Genomic DNA, 18929 nt, shown 5'->3' with positions numbered 1-18929 from the left:
CCTCGACGTACCACGTCACGCCCACCGTCTCCTGCCCACCGTCAAGCCCACTGTCGCTCTTCCACCGTCACTCCCACCGGAACCAGCGCGCCGCCCCGGCCGTCAGCGCCACGGTCCACAGCGCGAGTACACCCAGGCGGACCCAGCCGGGCCAGTCGCCCGCGGCTGCCTCGCTGAGCGCCTGGGAAGCGGCCCCGAGCGGGGTGGCCTCCACGACGCGGGCAAGCGCGTCCGGCATCGCCTGTACCGGCAGCCAGACGCCCGCGCTGAACATCATCGGGAAGAAGACGGCGGAGCCGATCGCGGTCGCCGCCTTCGTCGTACGGGAGATCGCGGAGACCACGGCACCGAGCGCGAGCCCGCACAGGACGGCGAGGAGCAGCGCGATCCCGTAGCCGATGGCCTGGCGCGGCAGGACCACGTCGAAGGCCAGGCGGCCCACGGCCAGGGAGAGCAGGGACGAGACGAGCGCGGCCGCGCCATGGAGGCCCATCTGCGCGCCGAGCACGGCGGAGGGGCGGACCGGCGTGGCCGACATGCGGCGCAGGATGCCGCGTTCGCGGTAGCCGGTGATGAGCGGCGGCATGGCCTGCAGGCCCGCCATGATCAGCGAGAGCAGCACCGTCACGGGGACGTACGCGTCGACCATCCTGAGCCCGCCGAGCGAGTCCGCGGGTTCCCGGAAGGAGGGGATCGAGCCGAGGATCACCAGGAGGACCGTGGGAAACGCCATGATCCAGAAGAGGGAGCCGGGCTCACGGCGGAAGATCCGGAACTCGGCCTTGAGCACGGCGGCCGAGGCCTTGCTCCTCGCGGGGGCGTGGGGTGCGGTGACGGCGGCGCTCATGCGGAGGCTCCCGTGAGGTCGAGGAACGCGTCGTCCAGCGTGGCGTCGTTCACCCGGAGTTGATGGGCGGTGATGTGGTGGCGGGCGAGCAGCGTGATGGCGGCGTTGACGGTCTCGTCGGTGCCGTTCAGGGTGTAGCGGCCGTCTCGGTGGTCGACGGAGATCACCCGCGGCAGCGCGGCGAGCTCCCGCTCGTCGAGCGGCGCGGACGGCGTGAAGGACATGACGGTCGATCCCGCGGCCCGGCTGATGAGGCCCGCCGGGCTGTCGAGCGCGGCGATCCGCCCCTGGTCGATGACCGCGATGCGGTCGCAGAGGCGCTGGGCCTCCTCCATGAGGTGGGTGACGAGCAGGACGGTGACACCGCTGTCGCGTACGTCCTCGATGAGCTGCCAGGTGTCGCGGCGGGCGCGCGGGTCGAGGCCGGTGGTCAGCTCGTCGAGCACGACGACCCTCGGGTTCCCGATCAGCGCGAGCGCGATGAACAGGCGCTGCTTCTGGCCTCCGGAGAGTTTACCGAAGCGGCTGTCCAGCTTGTCGGTCAGGCGCAGGCGTTCGGCGAGGGGGCGCCAGTCGGCGGGGTTCGGGTAGAACGCGGCGTACAGTTCGAGCGCCTCGCGCACGGTGAGCTTCGCCTGCAGTTCGCTCTCCTGGAGCTGGGCACCCAGGATCTGGGTGACGCGGGCGTGGTCGGCTGCGGGGTCGAGCCCGGCGACACGGACGGTTCCGGTGTCGGGGACGCGCAGACCCTCGACGCATTCCACGGTGGTGGTCTTGCCTGCGCCGTTGGGTCCGAGGACGCCGAAGATCTCGCCCTCCTCGACGGTGAAGGAGACGCCGTCGACGGCGGCGCGTCCGCCGTACGCCTTGCGCAGGTCGTGCACTTCGATGATGGGCATGGGCCGAGCCTCGTCGGTGGGCGGGGGTCCGGGCATCGCCCATCGCGCTCGAAGTGGCATCAGCCGATCGGTTGATGGAGCGGTACGACTTCGCTGGTGCGGCCCGGGTCCTAGGACCAGCGGACGGCTCTGGACGGGCCAAAACTCGGTGGGTTCTGTCAGTGGCCGTCCGTAGGCTCGCTTCTGATGCCGAAACCAGATGCACTGACCAAGGAATCAGCGGAGCCGGCGGGAGGAAGGTCCGCCGTACGGACGTTGCTGCGGCTGTGGCCGTACGTCCGGCCTGTCCGAACCCGCCTTTTCAGCGCGGCATGTGTGGCCGTCATCGCGTCCTGTACGGGGCTGGTCTTCCCTCTCGTACTCAAGTGGCTCGTGGACGGGCCGGTGGCGGACCGGGACCTGGCGGGGGTGTGGCTCGGGGCGCTGCTGCTGCTTCTGCTCGGTGTCGCCGAGGCGCTGCTGTTCGGTCTGCGGCGGTGGCTGGTGGCGCGACCGCTCGCCTCGGTCGAAGCGTCGATGCGGGCGGATCTCTACCGCCATCTGCAGCGTCTCCCGGTGGCGTTCCACGACCGGTGGGCCTCGGGCCAACTGCTGTCGCGCGGCACCACAGATTTGATGCTGCTGCGGATGTTCCTCGCCTTCCCGCTGACGTTCCTGGTCGTGAACGGGGCGACGATCGTGGTCGGCATGGCGATTCTGCTGGCACAGGACTGGACGCTCGGTCTCGTGCTGCTCGCCCCGCTGGTGCCGCTGGTGATCGTCGGCGCGTATTTCGAGGGGCGGTACATGGCCGTTGCCCGGCGGGCGCAGGACCAGGTCGGCGATCTGACGACCGTCGTCGAGGAGAGCGTGCTCGGCATCCGCATCATCAAGGGCTTCGGCCGCCACCGCAGTCAGGCTCACGCGTTCCGCGAGCTGTCGCACAGGCTGCGGGGCACGGAGCTGGCCAAGGCGCGGCTGCTCGCCGCGATCAACGCGGTGATCATGACGCTGCCCGAGGTCGCGATCGGTGCGGCGCTCGTCCTGGGGACGGTGCGGGTGGCGGACGGGGAACTGTCGACGGGCACGCTGGTCGCCTTCCTCTCGACGGCGCTCGCGCTGCGCTGGCCGGTGGAATCGATCGGGTTCCTGCTCGCGATGAGCCAGGAGTCGGCGACGGCCACTGAGCGGTACTTCGAGGTGATGGACGCGGAGCCGGAGTCCTCCGCGGGGGTCGTCCCTTCGGCGGGCGGCTCCGTTGCGGGCGGACTGCGCTTCCACGGCGTGGAGTTCCGCTACCCGGACGCGCCTGCCGACGCGCCGCCCGCGCTCGACCGGATCGACCTGCATGTCCGCCCCGGCGAGACGCTCGCCCTCGTCGGCGCGACGGGCAGCGGCAAGACGACGCTGACGGCGCTGGTGCCGCGGCTGCACGAGGTCAGCGGGGGCCGCATCACGCTGGACGGCGAGGACATCGCGGAGATGGACCGCGAGCGGCTGCGCACGCTGGTGGCGGTCGCCTTCGAGGAGCCGACGCTGTTCTCCGCGACGGTGGGCGAAAACGTACTCATGGGCACCGAAGAGGGCGCGGGCGACGCGGAGTTGGAGCGCGCCCTGGAGGTCGCCCAGGCCGACTTCGCCCACGCGCTCCCGCAGGGCACGGCCACGCAGGTCGGCGAGCAGGGCCTGAGCCTCTCCGGCGGCCAGCGCCAACGCCTGGCCCTGGCCCGCGCGGTGGTCGGCCGCCCCCGCTTCCTGGTCCTGGACGACCCGCTCTCGGCACTGGACGTCCACACGGAGGCCCTGGTGGAAGCGGCCCTGCGCCGCGTCCTGCGGGACACGACAGCCCTGGTCGTGGCCCACCGCCCCTCCACGGTCCTACTGGCCGACCGGGTCGCCCTGCTCTCCGCGGGCAGAATCACCGCGGTGGGCACCCACCATGAGCTGCTGCGGGGGAACGCGGAGTACGCGTGGCTGATGTCGGGCGCGGATGTCGCTCCCGCGACGGGGGAAGCGGGCTTGGCGTCCACGCCAGGGGAAGCGGGGCCGTCGCCCACGCCGGGGGACACGGGCCCGACGCCCACGCCGGGGGAAGCGCGCCCGGCGCCTACGCGAGGGGGAGCGGGCTCGTCGCACACGCCCGGGCAGGCAGGCCCGGCGCCCACGCCAAGGGCAACGGGCTTGGCGCCCACCCCCGGGAAGGCGGATCCGACGCACACGCGTGGGGAATCGGACCCGGCATCCACGCCCGGGGAAGCGGGCCCGGCACCCACGCCGGGGAAAGCGGACCCGGCACCCACGCCAGGGGGAAGAAGCTCAACGCCCGCGCCGGGGAAGGTGGATCCGACGCCCACGCCAGGGGAAACGGGCCCCACACCCACGCCAGCGAAAGCTCACCCCGCGCCCGCGCCAGACAAGACCGGCCCCGCGCCCGCGCCAGACAAGACCGGCCCCGCGCCCGCGCCAGGCAAGGCGGGCCCCGCGCCCGCGCCAGGCAAGGCGGTCCCCGCGTCCGCGAGCGGGCAGGCGCAGGTGCGGGCCGCTTCCCCGGGGGAGGCGGGGGAGGTGGTCGGCCCCGTGGTCGGACATGTGCAGACGGAGGCGGGCAGCGCGTCCGCGGAGAGGGAGGGCGGGCGATGACCTCATCGACGTCTGCGTCACGGACCACGGGCCCGGACGAGGAGAACCGCCCCGACCAGCACCGATACTCCGGAGCGGAAGGCCGGGCCGGGCGCCCCGGCGAACCCGACGGCCGCCCCTACCCGGCCGCCGGCAAGCGCTCCCCCGCCGTGCCCGCCACCGGCCACGCCCGAGAGCCGCAGGAGTCCGAACGCGACTCCGGCGCGTCCCGCCCCGCTTCGGGCGACGAGTTCGACCGGGACAGCCTCCCCACACCTCCCGGCGCCACCTCCGCCCTGCTTCGTTCCCTGCTCTCGGCCCTCCGGGGGCGCGTCATCCTCGCGGCTGTGCTGCTTCTTCTGCAGCAGGCCGCCGTTCAGGGCGGGCCGCTCCTCGTCGCGTACGCCATCGACCGGGGCGTACCCGCCGTCCGCGCCGACGACTACGGGCCCCTCGTCGCCATCGGCGCCGGCTATCTCCTCTGCGCGGGCGCGTCCGGCGCTTTCCAGTACGCGTTCATCGTGGCCTCCGCCCGCGTCAACCAGGACGTGCTGCTCGACCTGCGGGGGCGCATCTTCCGTCACGCGCAGGCCCTCAGCGTGGACTTCCACGAGCGGTACACCTCGGGGCGGCTCATCTCCCGGTCCACCACCGACGTGGAATCCCTGCGGGAGCTGCTGAGCGAAGGGCTGCAGGAGCTGATCACCGTCATCCTGTCCTTCGTCTACATCTCGGCGATGCTGCTCTGGCTCGACCTGAGCCTCGGCGCCACGGCCGTCGCGTCGTTCGTGCCGCTCTACCTCCTCGTACGCCGATACCAGCGCCGCGCGGGCCCCCTCTTCGGGAAGCGGTCCACAACGATCGCCTCCGTCATCGTGAAGTTCGCCGAGACGATGAACGGCATCCGCCCGGTCCGCGCCTTCAGGCGCGAGCGCGCCAACGAGGCGGAGTTCGCCGTGCTCAACCGTCGCCATGAGCGCGCCAACGGCGACGCCATGCTGGAGATGGCCCGCTATGTGCTCGGCTCCCGGCTCGTCGCCAACACCTCCGTCGCCGGCATCGTCCTGTGGGGCGCCTACCGCGTCACCGACGGCACCCTGGCGCTCGGCGTCCTGGCCGCGGCCGTGCTGTATCTGCGGCGCCTGTACGACCCGATCGACCGGCTCGGGATGTTCCTCAACTCGTATCAGTCGGCCGCCGCTTCACTGGAGAAGGTCGCCGGGCTGCTCGCCCAGGCCCCCTCCGTGCCCGAACCGCACCCCGACCGCTCCCGGTCTCTGCCCGCCCTCGCCTCCGAGCACCCCGGCCGCGAGGTCAGCTTCGACGGCGTGCGGTTCGCCTACCGGACCGGCGGCGAGGTCCTGCCCCGCTTCGACCTGACGCTGCCCGCCGGGCAGACCGTCGCCGTCGTCGGCTCCACCGGCGCCGGCAAGTCGACGCTCGCCAAGCTGCTCGCCCGCTTCTACGACCCGACGGACGGCCGGATCCTGCTCGACGGGGTCGATCTGCGCGACCTCGCCAACGCCGAGCTGCGGCGTGGCGTGGTGATGGTGACGCAGGAGGCCTTCCTCTTCTCCGGGACCATCGCCGAGAACATCGCCATCGGCCGCCCCGACGCCACCCGCGAGGACATCGAACACGCCGCCAAGGCCATCGGCGCGCATGACTTCATCGCGTCCCTGCCCGACGGCTACGACACCGACGTACGCAAGAGGGGTGGCCGTATCTCCGCCGGTCAGCGCCAGTTGGTCGCCTTCGCGCGGGCGCTGCTCGCCGACCCGGCGGTGCTGATCCTGGACGAGGCGACCAGCTCGCTCGACATCCCGGGCGAGCGGGCCGTGCAGCGCGCCATGCACACGGTGCTGCGCGGCCGGACCGCCGTGGTGATCGCCCACCGGCTCTCCACGGTGGAGATCGCCGACCGGGTGCTCGTGATGGAACACGGACGCGTCGTGGAGGACGGCACCCCGGCCGAGCTCATCGCGGGCAGCGGGTCGTTCGCGGAGCTGCACCGGGCGTGGCGGGACAGCGTGGTGGGTTAGGCCCGGGTCAGCCCCCTGTGCGGCGCGCGCCGGCGCGTTAGTGGAATGTCAGTGGGGCGTGAGCGGAACACCAGTGGGGGTGGCCACAGTGGCGTCGACAGCGGGAGAGACCAGCGCGTCCCGCACCCACTCACCTCGCGGGGGAACCTCAGCATGCGTACGAACCGGATCGGCACCACCGTCCTCGCCGCCACCACCGCCGCGCTCGCCCTGTCCCTGGCCGCCTGCGGCGGTGCGAACGGTTCCGGTGACAACGCCTCCGGGTCCGGTACGGGCAGGAGCGTCGCCACGGCGGACGGCGCGATGGACGCCGAGAGGACGACGGTGGTGAGGGAGGCGACGGAGACCACGGGGACGACGGAAACCACGGGCACGGCGGGCACGACGGGGGTCTCCGAGACGTCCGACAGCGTCAGGACGCCCGGCTCCGGTGCGGGCAAGGCCGCCCCCGCCCACATCGCGAAGGCCCAGCCCTGCGAGGGCGACGAGATCTCGTACGCCGTGCTGCACCGCTTCCCCGCGGAGCAGGGCGAGCACCTCCTGATCACCGCGACGAACACCGACTCCCGGCCCTGCTGGGTCACTTCGCTCCCGTCGGTGATGCTCGGCGACACCCCGGACGTCCTGCCCCACTCGTCCAAGGACGCGCCGGGCGGCGCCGACCGGATCACGGTCGAGCCCGGCGGCAAGGTCTACTCCGCGGTGGCGCTCTTCACGGCCGACGGCAAGACCCACACGTCGACGGAGCTCTCCGTCGCCCTGCGCGACCAGACCGGCGACACCGGTCCGGGCGCCGGGACGGACGCCTTCGACGGCGAGGGCGTGCCGTCGGTGTTCACCTGGTCCGACGCCGACGTCACCAACTGGAACACCACGAAGCCCTACGACTTCTGATCCACCGGTTGCGTCGATGCCAGGCGACAGCCGGCCCGCGGAAGGCCAGGCTGCGGAAAGCCGGGTTACGGAAGGCCGGGGTGCGGAATCAGCCACGCCGTTCCGTGCCCCGGCGACGCGCTCTCCTCGAACAATGCGAAGCCCCTTACCGCGAGTACCTCCTCCGTATATCGAACGTGCCCCACCGGGCAGCGGACCATTTCCGGCCAACTCTTGACGCACTCCTGACAAACAGAGCGCACCGGTGCCACTCTTCCCCTCGATTCCCGGCTCCACCGTTCGATTCCCAGCTCCACCGTGCACCCCAGCTCCACGTTCTGCCTTGTTCTGCCCGGCCGGCACGACCGCGCCGACCGTTCCCCCTGGCCGCGTACCCCGCGGCCACGCAGAAGGAGTCCGTGTTGAGAAGCACCTCTCACAGACCTGCCTCCCACCGACGCGCCACCGCCGCGGGCGCCCTGACCGCCGTCGCCGCTCTCGTCGCGGTGGCCTTCCAGACGGGCCCGGCATCCGCCGACGACCCCGCGATACCGAAGGCCAAAGCCCCGGCCGCCGTGAAAATAGGCAAGGCCGACCCCGGTTCCCTGCCCGTGAAGCTCACTCCCGCCCAGCGTGCGGCGCTCCTCAAGGACGCCAACGCCACCAAGGCGGAGACGGCCAAGGACCTGGGGCTCGGCGCCAAGGAGAAGCTCGTCGTACGTGACGTCACCAAGGACGGCGACGGCACGACGCACACCCGCTACGAGCGCACGTACGACGGACTCCCCGTCCTCGGCGGCGACCTGGTGGTCGACGAGGCGAAGTCCGGCAAGACCGAGGGCGTCACCAAGGCCGCGAAGGCGGAGCTCAAGGGCGTCGACACCAGCGCCGAGGTGAAGGCGGCCACCGCCGAGAAGCAGGCGCTCGGCGCGGCGAAGGCCGAGGGGTCGAAGAAGACGGACGCTGACCGCGAGCCGCGCAAGGTCGTCTGGATGGCCGACGGCAAGCCGACTCTGGCGTACGAGACGGTGGTCGGCGGGCTGCAGCACGACGGCACCCCGAACGAGCTGCACGTCATCACGGACGCGGCCACCGGCAAGAAGCTCTTCCAGTGGCAGGGCATCGAGAACGGCACGGGCAACACCCAGTACAGCGGTCAAGTCCCCCTGGGGACCGCGCAGTCGGGGTCCAACTACACCCTGACCGACACCGCTCGCGGCAACCACAAGACGTACAACCTCAACCGCGCCACGTCCGGCTCCGGCACCCTCTTCTCGGGCGCGGACGACGTGTGGGGCAACGGACTTCCCTCCAACCTGGAGACGGCAGGCGCGGACGCCCACTACGGTGCCGCGCTGACCTGGGACTACTACAAGAACGTGCAGGGCCGTTCCGGTATCCGGGGTGACGGCGTCGGCGCGTCCTCACGGGTCCACTACGGCAACAACTACGTCAACGCGTTCTGGTCCGACGCCTGCTTCTGCATGACGTACGGCGACGGCGCGAACAACGCCAAGCCCCTGACGTCCATCGACGTGGCGGCCCACGAGATGACGCACGGCGTGACGGCGGCCACCGGCAACATGACGTACAGCGGTGAGTCCGGTGGCCTGAACGAGGCGACGTCCGACATCTTCGCGGCGGCCGTGGAGTTCCACGCCAACAACGCGCAGGACGTGGGCGACTACAACGTCGGCGAGAAGATCGACATCCGCGGCAACGGCACCCCGCTGCGCTACATGGACAAGCCCAGCAAGGACGGCTCGTCCAAGGACTCCTGGTACTCGGGCATCGGCGGCATCGACGTCCACTACTCGTCCGGTGTCGCCAACCACTTCTACTACCTCCTGAGCGAGGGCAGCGGCGCCAAGGTGATCAACGGCGTCTCGTACGACTCGCCCACCTCCGACGGCCTGCCCGTGACCGGAATCGGCCGTGACAAGGCGTCGCTCATCTGGTTCAAGGCGCTGACGACGAAGTTCACGACGACCACCAACTACGCGGCGGCCCGCACCGGGACCCTCGCGGTGGCCGGTGAGCTGTACGGCACCACCAGCGCCGAGTACGCGGCGGTGGCCCACGCGTGGGCCGGCGTCAACGTCGGAGCGCGGCCCGGTGGTGGCGGCGGCACGGACTTCGAGAACACCACGGACGTGGCCATTCCGGACCGCGGCGCGGCCGTCACCTCGTCGGTCAACGTCACCGGCCGCACGGGCAACGCGCCCGCCGCGCTGAAGGTCGGCGTGGACATCGTCCACACCTGGCGCGGCGACCTGGTCGTCGACCTGGTGGCCCCGGACGGTTCGACGTACCGCCTGAAGAACTCGAGTTCGTCGGACTCGGCGGACAACATCCAGGAGACCTACACGGTCAACGCCTCGTCCGAGGTGGCCAACGGCACCTGGAAGCTGAAGGTCCAGGACGTGGCCGCGCAGGACGTCGGCCGCATCAACAGCTGGAAGCTGACGTTCCCGTAGGCCCTGGGCCCAAGCCCCCGACCGGGCTTGAAGGTACGTGCAGACTGCGCCGCTCCGGGTGGATCCACTCCCCGGAGCGGCGCACCCATGTCTGCCGTCAGCCGCGTAACGCGCCGTTCGCATTGCGTACATGGACCATCGCTCAACGGACGATTTCCGGCCAACCTCTGATCAAGTACCTGACATGAACCTGCCCCAACTGGCACTCTTCCCTCGCACAGCCACACCAGTACACCCGCACCGCATCTTTCAGCCCGGACAGCTCCCCACCGCCGTCCGGGCCCCCCACAGAAGGAGCATGCGTGACCCCCCACATATCCCGGAAGCGCTCCACCCTGGCCATCGCCACCGCTGTGGCCGCCGGAGCGCTCCTCGCCGGAGCTCTGACCACCGGAGCCTCCGCGCAGCCCGACCGGGCATCGACGCCTTCCGGCGCGCCCGTCGCGCTCTCCTCCACCGCCCGCGCCGACCTGCTGCGGGACGCGAACGCGGACAAGGCGGCCACCGCCGAGAAGATCGGTCTCGGCGCCAAGGAGAAGCTCGTCGTACGCGACGTCGTCAAGGACCGTGACGGCACCACGCACACCCGCTACGAGCGCACGTACGAGGGACTGCCCGTCCTCGGCGGCGACCTGGTCGTCCACACCGCGAAGAGCGGCTCGGTCAAGAGCGTGACCAAGGCCGCCAAGGCCGCCATCAAGGTCGCCTCCACCACGGCGAAGGTCGGGGCCAAGTCGGCCGCGAAGTCCGCCGAGTCGACCGCCGCGAAGTCCGGCGACACCAAGAAGGCCGACGCGCTGACTCCGCGCAAGGTCGTCTGGGCCGCCTCCGGCAAGCCGGTCCTCGCCCACGAGACCGTCGTCACCGGCGTCCAGAAGGACGGCACGCCCAGCAGGCTGCACGTCATCACCGACGCGGCCACGGGCGAGAAGCTCTTCCAGTACCAGGACATCAAGAACGGCGCGGGCCACAGCCAGTACAGCGGCGACGTCGAGGTCGGCTCCAAGAAGGGTTCGAGCGGCTTCGACCTGACCGACGACGCGCGCGGCGGCCACTCGACGTACGACCTGGCCCACGGCCAGAGCGGCGAGGGCAAGCTCGTCACGGACGACGACGACACGTGGGGTACCGGAAAGCCGGACGACGCCCAGACCGCCGCCGTCGACGCCGCCTACGGCGCCCAGTTGACCTGGGACTACTACAAGGCCGTGCACGGCCGTGAGGGCATCAAGGGCGACGGCAAGGGCGCGACCTCGCGCGTCCACTACGGCAACGCGTACGTCAACGCCTTCTGGGACGACAGCTGCTTCTGCATGACGTACGGCGACGGCGAGGGCGACAAGAAACCGCTCACGTCGATGGACGTCGCGGCGCACGAGATGACGCACGGCGTCACCGCGGCGACCGCCAACATGGAGTACAGCGGTGAGTCGGGCGGCCTGAACGAGGCCACCTCCGACATCTTCGCGGCGGCGGTCGAGTTCAACGCCAAGAACGCCGAGGATGTCCCCGACTACATGGTCGGCGAGAAGATCGACATCAACGGCGACGGATCGCCGCTGCGCTACATGGACAAGCCCTCCAAGGACGGCAACTCCCTGGACAACTGGAGCGCGGACGCGGGCGACGTGGACGTCCACTACTCGTCCGGCATCGCCAACCACTTCTTCTACCTGCTGTCCGAGGGCAGCGGCGCGAAGGAGATCAACGGCGTCAAGTACGACTCCCCGACCGCCGACGGATCCAAGGTCGAGGGCATCGGGCGCGACAAGGCCGAGAAGATCTGGTTCAAGGCCCTGACGTCGTACTTCACGACGACGACGGACTACAAGGCGGCCCGCGAGGGCACGCTGAGCGCCGCGAAGGACCTGTACGGCGCGGACTCCGCGGAGTACAAGGGCGTGGACGCGGCCTGGGCCGGCGTCAACGTCAAGTAACACCCGGCACGACCGGACGGGCTGGAGCGCCTCCAGCCCGTCCGGCTTTTTCCGCGAGGGCCGCCCCGCCCTTAACGCAACAACATCCCCGCGGCCTCCCCCGCCCCCTCCGTGGGCACCGCCACAAGACCCAGCTCCGCACCGCTGGCCAGCAGTCGATGCGCCGGCAGAATCCGCACCGTGTAGCCGAAGGGCCCTGTGCGGTCCAGGGACAGGGGGCCCTCGTAGAGACGGCGGCCCTCCGCGTCGGGGCCGCCCACCGGCTTCAGCGGCACCGGACTCGCGTCGGCGATGACGTCCTCGGGGTCGACGCGGCCCGCGACCGCCTGCACCTCCACGTCGTCCGTGGTCAGCTCCCCCAGCCGCACCCGGACCCGCAGCGCCAGCGTCGCCCCCAGCTCGGCCGTCGTGCCGAACGCCGACGCCTCGACGTGGTCGACGGCGACCCGCGGCCAGGCGGCGCGCACCCGAGCCTTCCAGGTGGCCAACTCCCCCGCGGTATCCGCGTCCAGCGTGCGATGCGCCCGCGCGGCGGGCACGTACAGCTGCTCCACGTAGTCGCGCACCATCCGCCCCGCGAGCACCTTCGGCCCGAGCCGGGTCAGCGTCCTGCGCACCATCTCGATCCACCGGTCGGGCAGGCCTTCCGGTCCCCGCTCGTAGAAGCGGGGCGCGATCCTGCGCTCCAGGAGGTCGTACAGCGCCGCGGCCTCCAGGTCGTCCCGCCGGTCGTCGTCCGTCGCCGCGCCGTCCGCCGTGGGGATCGCCCAGCCGAAGTCCGGCTCGAACCACTCGTCCCACCAGCCGTCGAGGACCGACAGGTTGAGGCAGCCGTTCAGCGCCGCCTTCATCCCGCTCGTCCCGCACGCCTCCAGCGGACGGAGGGGGTTGTTCAGCCAGACGTCGCACCCCGGATACAGCTTCTGCGCCATCGCCATGCCGTAGTCCGGCAGGAACACGATCCGGTTGCGGACCCGCGGGTCGTCCGTGAAGCGCACCAGCTCCTGGATGAGGCGTTTGCCGCCGTCGTCCGCCGGATGCGCCTTGCCCGCCACGACGATCTGGATCGGCCGCTCCTCGTGCGTCAACAGCTCCATCAGGCGGTCCCTGTCGCGCAGCATCAGCGTCAGGCGTTTGTAGGACGGGACGCGGCGTGCGAAGCCGATGGTCAGGACGTCGGGGTCGAGCACGTCGTCGATCCAGCCCAGCTCCGCGCTGGCCGCGCCGCGCCCGCGCCACGAGGCGTGCAGCCGCCGTCTGACCTCCGTCACCAGCTGCCCGCGCAGCTCCCGCCGCAGCTCCCAGATGTCCGCGTCCCTGATCTCGGCGACCGCGTCCCACCTCTCCGACCCGCCCACCGACAGCGCCTCCTCCGTCCGCTGGGCGCCGATCTGCCGGGCCCCGAGCCGGAACACCTCGGGGGCCACCCAGGTCGGGGCGTGCACGCCGTTGGTGACGGAGGAGATCGGGATCTCCTCGGCGTCGAAGCCCGGCCACAGGCCCGCGAACATCTGACGGCTCACCTTGCCGTGCAGGGTCGACACGCCGTTCGCGCACCGCCCGAGCCTGAGGCCCATCACGGCCATGTTGAAGAGATTGGGCTCACCACCCGGGTACGTCTCCATGCCGAGCCGCAGTATGTGCTCGACGTCGATGCGGGGCAGTTCGGCGTCCGGGCCGAAGTGCCGGGCGACCAGCTCACGGTCGAAGCGGTCGATTCCGGCGGGGACGGGGGTGTGGGTGGTGAAGACGGTCCCGGCCCGCACCGCCTCCAGCGACGCGTCGAACCCCACGCCGTCCTGGGCGAGTTCATGGATGCGCTCAAGACCGAGGAAGCCCGCGTGGCCCTCGTTCGTGTGGAAGACCTCGGGCTCGGCGTGCCCGGTCAGCCGGCAGTACGACCTGATGGCGCGGACGCCGCCGATGCCGAGCAGCATCTCCTGGAGCAGCCGGTGCTCGCTGCCGCCGCCGTAGAGCCTGTCGGTCACGTCGCGGGCCCCGGGGTCGTTCTCCTCGACGTCCGAGTCGAGCATCAGGAGCGGTACGCGCCCGACGCTCGCCTGCCAGACGTGCGCACGCAGCGCACGCCCGCCGGGGAGGGCGATCGCGACCAGGCTCGGGGTCCCGTCCCTCTCGCGCAGGAGGGTGAGAGGCAGCTCGTTCGGGTCGAGTACGGGATAGGTCTCCTGTTGCCAGCCGTCGCGGGACAGGGACTGGTGGAAGTAGCCGTGCCGGTAGAGCAGCCCGACCCCGATGAGCGGAACCCCGAGGTCGCTCGCCGCCTTCAGGTGGTCGCCCGCGAGGATGCCGAGCCCGCCCGAGTACTGCGGCAGAGCGGCGGTGATGCCGAACTCGGGCGAGAAGTAGGCGACGGCGCGCGGCAGTTTCCCTCCGCGCTCGGCGGCCTCTTCCTGGTACCAGCGCGCACCGGTGACGTACTCCCGGAGCCCGTCCGAGGCCTCGGCGAGGCGGCGCAGGAACTCCCCGTCCCCGGCCAGCTCGGCGAGCCGGGCGGGCGGCACGCCGCCGAGCAGCCGCACGGGGTCGCAACCCGAGGCGGCCCACTGCTCGAGGTCTATGGACTGGAACAGGTCACGGGTTCCGGAGTGCCAGGACCAGCGCAGATTGCGCGCCAGCTCCGAGAGCGGGGTGAGGGGGTCGGGAAGGGCGGGACGTACGGTGAATCGACGGATGGCCTTCATCACGGTGCACCTCTGCCGGAGCGTCTGACGGGGCGTGTGCCGGGGCTTTCCAACCTCGCTTGTCGCCATGCCGCATCGACGTTAGCGGTGTGCCGCTCCTGCCACCACGGCGCACAGGGCGCACGGCCCTCAGGGCCGAGGGAGGAAGAAGCTCGGCTTACCGACGGTCACCCCGTGCCACCGCACCTGTCGGAGGCATCCCGAATCCGTCCGGAAATCGGCGCAACCCTCACAGCACCCCCACCGGCGATATGGCCGATTCCCCCACGCCGTGTGGTCTTGTAGGGCCTCACGCCGCACGAGAGGCTGCCAAGTGGCGCTCGTGGAGGACACCGGGAATCCGGCACGGACCGGCCCAACCTCACGAGGCGCACGTCAAGTTGGGGAGGGAAAACCAGCGTATGACTCTGTCGCGAACGAAGCGTCTGCGGTGGGCCGGGGCCGTTACCGCCGCCACCACGGCGGTGGTGCTTTCGGCCATCACGCTGCCCGCACACGCCGCTCCCGCCGATGCCCCGCTGGGGAAGATACTCGGAGCCGGGGAGCCCGGTTCCATCAGCGGGAGTTACATCGTCACACTCAAGGGCGGGACCACCGCACCGTCGGACGCGGGCAAGGGCCTCGCCGCGAAGTACGGGGCGAAGATACGTCACACCTACAGCACCGCGCTCAACGGCTACGCGGTGCGGGCCGGTTCCGACCAGGCCAAGAGACTCGCGGGTGACCCGGAGGTCGCCTCCGTCGCCCAGGACAGCATCGTGTCCCTGGACCGCACCCAGAAGGATCCGCCCTCCTGGGGGCTCGACCGGATCGACCAGAAGAACCTGCCGCTCGACAAGTCCTACACCTCGCCCGAGCCGTCGGGCCAGGGCGTGACGGCGTACGTCATCGACACCGGAATCCGCGCCTCGCACGAGGACTTCGGCGCTCGCGCGAGCAGCGGATGGGACTTCATCGACAACGACGCCACGGCACAGGACGGCAACGGCCACGGCACGCACGTCGCGGCGACGGTCGCGGGCGAGAGCCACGGCGTCGCCAAGAAGGCGGACGTGGTGGGCGTCCGGGTGCTCGACGACGCCGGGTCGGGGACGACCGCGCAGGTCATCGCCGGCATCGACTGGGTGACGAAGAACGCCCGGAAGCCCGCGGTCGCCAACCTCAGCCTCGGGGGCACGGCCAACACTCAGCTCGACGCCGCCGTACGCAACTCCATCGCGTCCGGCGTCACTTACACGGTCGCCGCGGGCAACGACGGGCTTCCCGCGTTCCTGTTCTCGCCTGCCCGCGTGAAGGAGGCGGTCACGGTCGGCGCGAGCGACGTCAAGGACGCCAAGGCGAGCTTCTCCAACTGGGGCAGCAGCCTGGACCTGTTCGCGCCGGGCGTCGGCATCACCTCCGCGTGGAGCACGGACGACAGCGCCACGGAGACCATCTCGGGCACGTCGATGGCCTCGCCGCACGCGGCGGGCGCGGCGGCGCTCCACCTCGCCGATCACCCGTCGGCCACCCCGGCCGAGGTGGGCAAGGCACTGGCCGACCAGGCGGCGGTGGGCAAGGTGACGGGCGCCGGTCTCGGCTCGCCGAACAAGTTGCTGCAGGTCAACAACCCGTAGAGCACACCGCGGCACAGAACCGGCCCCGCCGAACCCGGCGGGGCCGGTTCTGCGTGTGTGGGTGCGGCCTTGCCTCCGGCGCCATCCCGAAGCACCCTCGATAGGGCGTCGGTCTTGTATGAGGCCTTACGCACCAGTAGTTAACGAAGAGTCGGATTGCCCGCCCGAAGTTGGTGGGAAGGCTCCCCCGGTACGCACACGGCTCAGTACGGTCAGTCACGACTCGGTACGGCAGTAGTGGCTCAAGTACGGCAGTCACGGCTCGAATACGGCCGAACAAGCGCGGCACGCAGTCGCTGAACCTCTCCATAACCCCGTATCCGCCCCACTCATGTAAAGCGGACAGGAGCGGTAATGCCCTCAACTCGCCCGTCGGCGACGCCCTCGGGAAAGGTCTCCACAAGAGTGCCCACGTCCCCGGCGCCCCAGCACGATCCACGGGACACGCAGGATCGGCGGGACCCGCAGGACCCGCCCCCCTCTCCCACCCTGGCCGCCCCCCTCACCGGCCGCATACCCGTCCTCGACATCGCGCCCCTCGTCCACGGCGGGCGGCGGCCCGCGAAAGCCGTGGTGGGCGAGGTCTTCCAGGTCACCGCCACCGTCTTCCGCGAAGGGCACGAGGCGGTCGCCGCCAATGTCGTCCTGCGCGATCCCGAGGGGCGCCCCGGACCGTGGACGCCCATGCGCGAGCTGGCCCCCGGCACCGACCGGTGGGGCGCGAACGTCACTCCGGACGCGGAGGGACACTGGACGTACAGCGTCGAGGCGTGGGGCGATCCCCTCACCCAGTGGCGGCACCACGCGCACATCAAGGTACCGGCGGGCATCGACACCGAGCTCGTCCTTGAGGAAGGCGCCCGGCTGCACGAACGGGCCGCGGCAGCAGCCGGGCCGAGCGAGCGTCACCGCGCCGTCCTCCGCACCGCCGTCGAGGCCCTGCGGGACACGGAGCGCCCCGCCGCGGCCCGTCTGGCCGCCGCCCTCACCCCGGAGGTCGACGCGGTCCTCGCCGAGCATCCGCTGCGCGAACTCGTCACGGAGTCGGAGCGGCTGCCGCTGCTGGTGGAGCGGGAGCGGGCCTTGTTCGGGTCGTGGTACGAATTCTTCCCGCGCTCGGAGGGCGCCGTCGTGCGCGAGGGCGAGCCCCCCAGGTCGGGCACCTTCCGCACCGCCGCCGAACGACTGCCGGCCATCGCCGCCATGGGCTTCGACGTCGTCTACCTGCCGCCCATCCACCCCATCGGCACCACCTTCCGCAAAGGCCCCAACAACTCCCTGTCTCCCGGCCCGCACGACGTCGGCGTGCCCTGGGCCATCGGCTCCCCCGAAGGCGGCCACGACGCGATCCACCCCGACCTGGGCACCCTGGAGGACTTCGACGCCTTCGTACGCCGCGCCGGCGACCTGCACCTCGAGGTCGCCCTGGACTTCGCCCTGCAGTGCTCCCCCGACCACCCCTGGGTCGACAAACACCCCGAGTGGTTCCAGCACCGCACCGACGGCTCCATCGCCTACGCCGAAAACCCCCCGAAGAAGTACCAGGACATCTACCCCCTGGCCTTCGACCGCGACATGCCGGGACTGATCACCGAGACCGTACGCCTGCTGCGATTCTGGATGGACCACGGCGTGCGCATCTTCCGCGTCGACAACCCGCACACCAAACCCGTCGCCTTCTGGGAGCAGGTCCTCGCCGACATCAACCGCACCGACCCCGACGTCATCTTCCTGGCCGAGGCCTTCACCCGCCCGGCCATGATGCACACCCTGGCCGCCATCGGCTTCCAGCAGTCCTACACCTACTTCACCTGGCGCAACACCAAGGAGGAACTCACCGACTACCTGCGTGAGTTGGCGGACGAAACCGCCCACTACCTCCGGCCGAACTTCTTCGTCAACACCCCGGACATCCTGCACGCCTACCTGCAGAACGGCGGACGTCCCGCCTTCGAGGCCCGTGCGGTGCTCGCCGCGACCCTCGCGCCGACCTGGGGCGTCTACAGCGGATACGAGCTCTGCGAGAACACCCCGGCGCGCGCCGACAGCGAGGAGTACCTGGACTCGGAGAAGTACCAACTGCGCCCGCGCGACTGGGAATCCGCTGAGCGCACCGGCTCCACCATCGCGCCCCTCATCACCGCGCTGAACCGCGTACGGCGCGCCAATCCCGCCCTGCGGCAACTGCGTGACCTGCACTTCCACCCCACGGACCAGGAAGCGGTGATCGCGTACTCGAAGACGGCCAGTGACAAGGACGGAACGAACACGGTCGTGGTGGTCGTGAACCTCGACGCCCACCACACCCAGGAGGCCACGGTCTCGTTGGACATGCCGAAACTCGGCCTCCAGTGGCACGAGACCGTGCCGGTGCGCGACGAGCTCACCGGCGACACCTATCACTGGGGCAGGGCCAACTATGTGCGACTCGCTCCGGGCGGCTCGCACGTATTGCTTTTCGGCCGGGGGCCCGAAGGGGTTCCCCCGGCCGAGCACAGCAGGGTCCTGCGACCGTCCTCACCGTTGATCGGAGGGTCACCCACACCATGATCATCAACGAGCCCGTCCAAGACACGTTCGAGGACACGCCCGCCAAGGACCGAGACCCCGACTGGTTCAAGCGGGCCGTCTTCTACGAGGTCCTGGTCCGCTCCTTCCAGGACAGCAACGGCGACGGCATCGGTGACCTCAAGGGGATCACCGCCAAGCTGGACTATCTGCAGTGGCTGGGCGTGGACTGCCTGTGGCTGCCGCCCTTCTTCAAGTCGCCGTTGCGGGACGGCGGTTACGACGTGTCGGACTACACCGCGGTCCTTCCGGAGTTCGGTGATCTGGCCGACTTCGTGGAGTTCGTGGATTCCGCGCATCAGCGGGGCATGCGCGTGATCATCGACTTCGTGATGAACCACACCAGCGATCAGCACCCGTGGTTCCAGCA

10 protein-coding genes and 1 pseudogene are annotated in these 18929 nt (G+C 70.8%); 8 read left to right on the top strand and 3 right to left on the bottom strand.

Features of this window, described 5'->3' with window-relative positions:
• Window positions 1-67 precede the first annotated feature (67 nt).
• Both AB0I94_RS38790 and AB0I94_RS38785 read right to left on the bottom strand, forming a co-directional pair.
• Window positions 68-847, bottom strand: a complete 780-nt coding sequence (locus tag AB0I94_RS38790) for an ABC transporter permease (RefSeq protein WP_363314511.1) — start codon at window positions 845-847, stop codon at window positions 68-70.
• Window positions 844-1746: an ABC transporter ATP-binding protein gene (locus AB0I94_RS38785; protein ID WP_363314510.1), complete on the bottom strand. Its 903-nt coding sequence runs from the start codon at window positions 1744-1746 to the stop codon at window positions 844-846. The genes AB0I94_RS38790 and AB0I94_RS38785 overlap by 4 nt, the downstream gene beginning before the upstream one ends.
• Before the next feature lie 186 nt (window positions 1747-1932).
• On the opposite strand from AB0I94_RS38785, the pseudogene AB0I94_RS38780 reads away from it, so the two are divergent.
• The 5 genes and pseudogenes from AB0I94_RS38780 to AB0I94_RS38760 all read left to right on the top strand — a co-directional run.
• Window positions 1933-3714: pseudogene (locus tag AB0I94_RS38780) on the top strand (ABC transporter ATP-binding protein); the annotation flags it as partial.
• A gap of 647 nt (window positions 3715-4361) precedes the next feature.
• Complete coding sequence (locus AB0I94_RS38775; RefSeq protein WP_363314509.1) at window positions 4362-6386, top strand: ABC transporter ATP-binding protein; 2025 nt, start codon at window positions 4362-4364, stop codon at window positions 6384-6386.
• A gap of 153 nt (window positions 6387-6539) precedes the next feature.
• Entirely contained in the window at window positions 6540-7280 is a 741-nt protein-coding gene (locus AB0I94_RS38770) for a DUF4232 domain-containing protein (RefSeq protein WP_363314508.1), read from the top strand.
• 401 nt (window positions 7281-7681) lie between these two features.
• Complete coding sequence (locus tag AB0I94_RS38765; protein ID WP_363314507.1) at window positions 7682-9736, top strand: M4 family metallopeptidase; 2055 nt, start codon at window positions 7682-7684, stop codon at window positions 9734-9736.
• A 302-nt stretch (window positions 9737-10038) separates the two neighbouring features.
• Window positions 10039-11673 carry a M4 family metallopeptidase gene (locus AB0I94_RS38760; protein ID WP_363314506.1) on the top strand — a complete coding sequence of 545 codons (1635 nt, stop codon included), beginning with the start codon at window positions 10039-10041 and terminating at the stop codon, window positions 11671-11673.
• A gap of 71 nt (window positions 11674-11744) precedes the next feature.
• Here the strand turns inward: AB0I94_RS38760 and glgP are convergent, their stop codons facing one another.
• Window positions 11745-14375 carry an alpha-glucan family phosphorylase gene (gene glgP / locus AB0I94_RS38755; RefSeq protein ID WP_363314505.1) on the bottom strand — a complete coding sequence of 877 codons (2631 nt, stop codon included), beginning with the start codon at window positions 14373-14375 and terminating at the stop codon, window positions 11745-11747.
• A 401-nt stretch (window positions 14376-14776) separates the two neighbouring features.
• On the opposite strand from glgP, the gene AB0I94_RS38750 reads away from it, so the two are divergent.
• From AB0I94_RS38750 to AB0I94_RS38740, 3 genes are all read left to right on the top strand, one after another.
• Window positions 14777-15991 (top strand): S8 family peptidase, encoded by a 1215-nt coding sequence (locus AB0I94_RS38750; protein ID WP_363314504.1) that lies wholly within the window; start codon window positions 14777-14779, stop codon window positions 15989-15991.
• A gap of 489 nt (window positions 15992-16480) precedes the next feature.
• Window positions 16481-18541, top strand: coding sequence for an alpha-1,4-glucan--maltose-1-phosphate maltosyltransferase (locus tag AB0I94_RS38745; protein WP_363314547.1), 2061 nt, complete (start codon window positions 16481-16483; stop codon window positions 18539-18541).
• Window positions 18538-18929: alpha-amylase family glycosyl hydrolase (locus AB0I94_RS38740; protein WP_363314503.1), on the top strand; the 392-nt coding region annotated here is incomplete at its 3' end. The genes AB0I94_RS38745 and AB0I94_RS38740, both read left to right, overlap by 4 nt.

This window comes from Streptomyces sp. NPDC050147 (genome assembly GCF_040660195.1).
GTDB lineage: Bacteria > Actinomycetota > Actinomycetes > Streptomycetales > Streptomycetaceae > Streptomyces.
The sequence above is the reverse complement of the archived record's forward strand: the minus strand, read 5'-3'. Positions and strand labels throughout refer to the sequence as shown.

What these genes read in the sequence shown, in the direction of transcription:
- glgP (WP_363314505.1), bottom strand. Translation starts at nt 14,375, where the DNA reads ATGAAGGCCATCCGTCGATTCACCGTACGTCCCGCCCTTCCCGACCCC.
- AB0I94_RS38770 (WP_363314508.1), top strand. Translation starts at nt 6,540, where the DNA reads ATGCGTACGAACCGGATCGGCACCACCGTCCTCGCCGCCACCACCGCC.
- AB0I94_RS38775 (WP_363314509.1), top strand. Translation starts at nt 4,362, where the DNA reads ATGACCTCATCGACGTCTGCGTCACGGACCACGGGCCCGGACGAGGAG.
- AB0I94_RS38790 (WP_363314511.1), bottom strand. Translation starts at nt 847, where the DNA reads ATGAGCGCCGCCGTCACCGCACCCCACGCCCCCGCGAGGAGCAAGGCC.
- AB0I94_RS38785 (WP_363314510.1), bottom strand. Translation starts at nt 1,746, where the DNA reads ATGCCCATCATCGAAGTGCACGACCTGCGCAAGGCGTACGGCGGACGC.
- AB0I94_RS38750 (WP_363314504.1), top strand. Translation starts at nt 14,777, where the DNA reads ATGACTCTGTCGCGAACGAAGCGTCTGCGGTGGGCCGGGGCCGTTACC.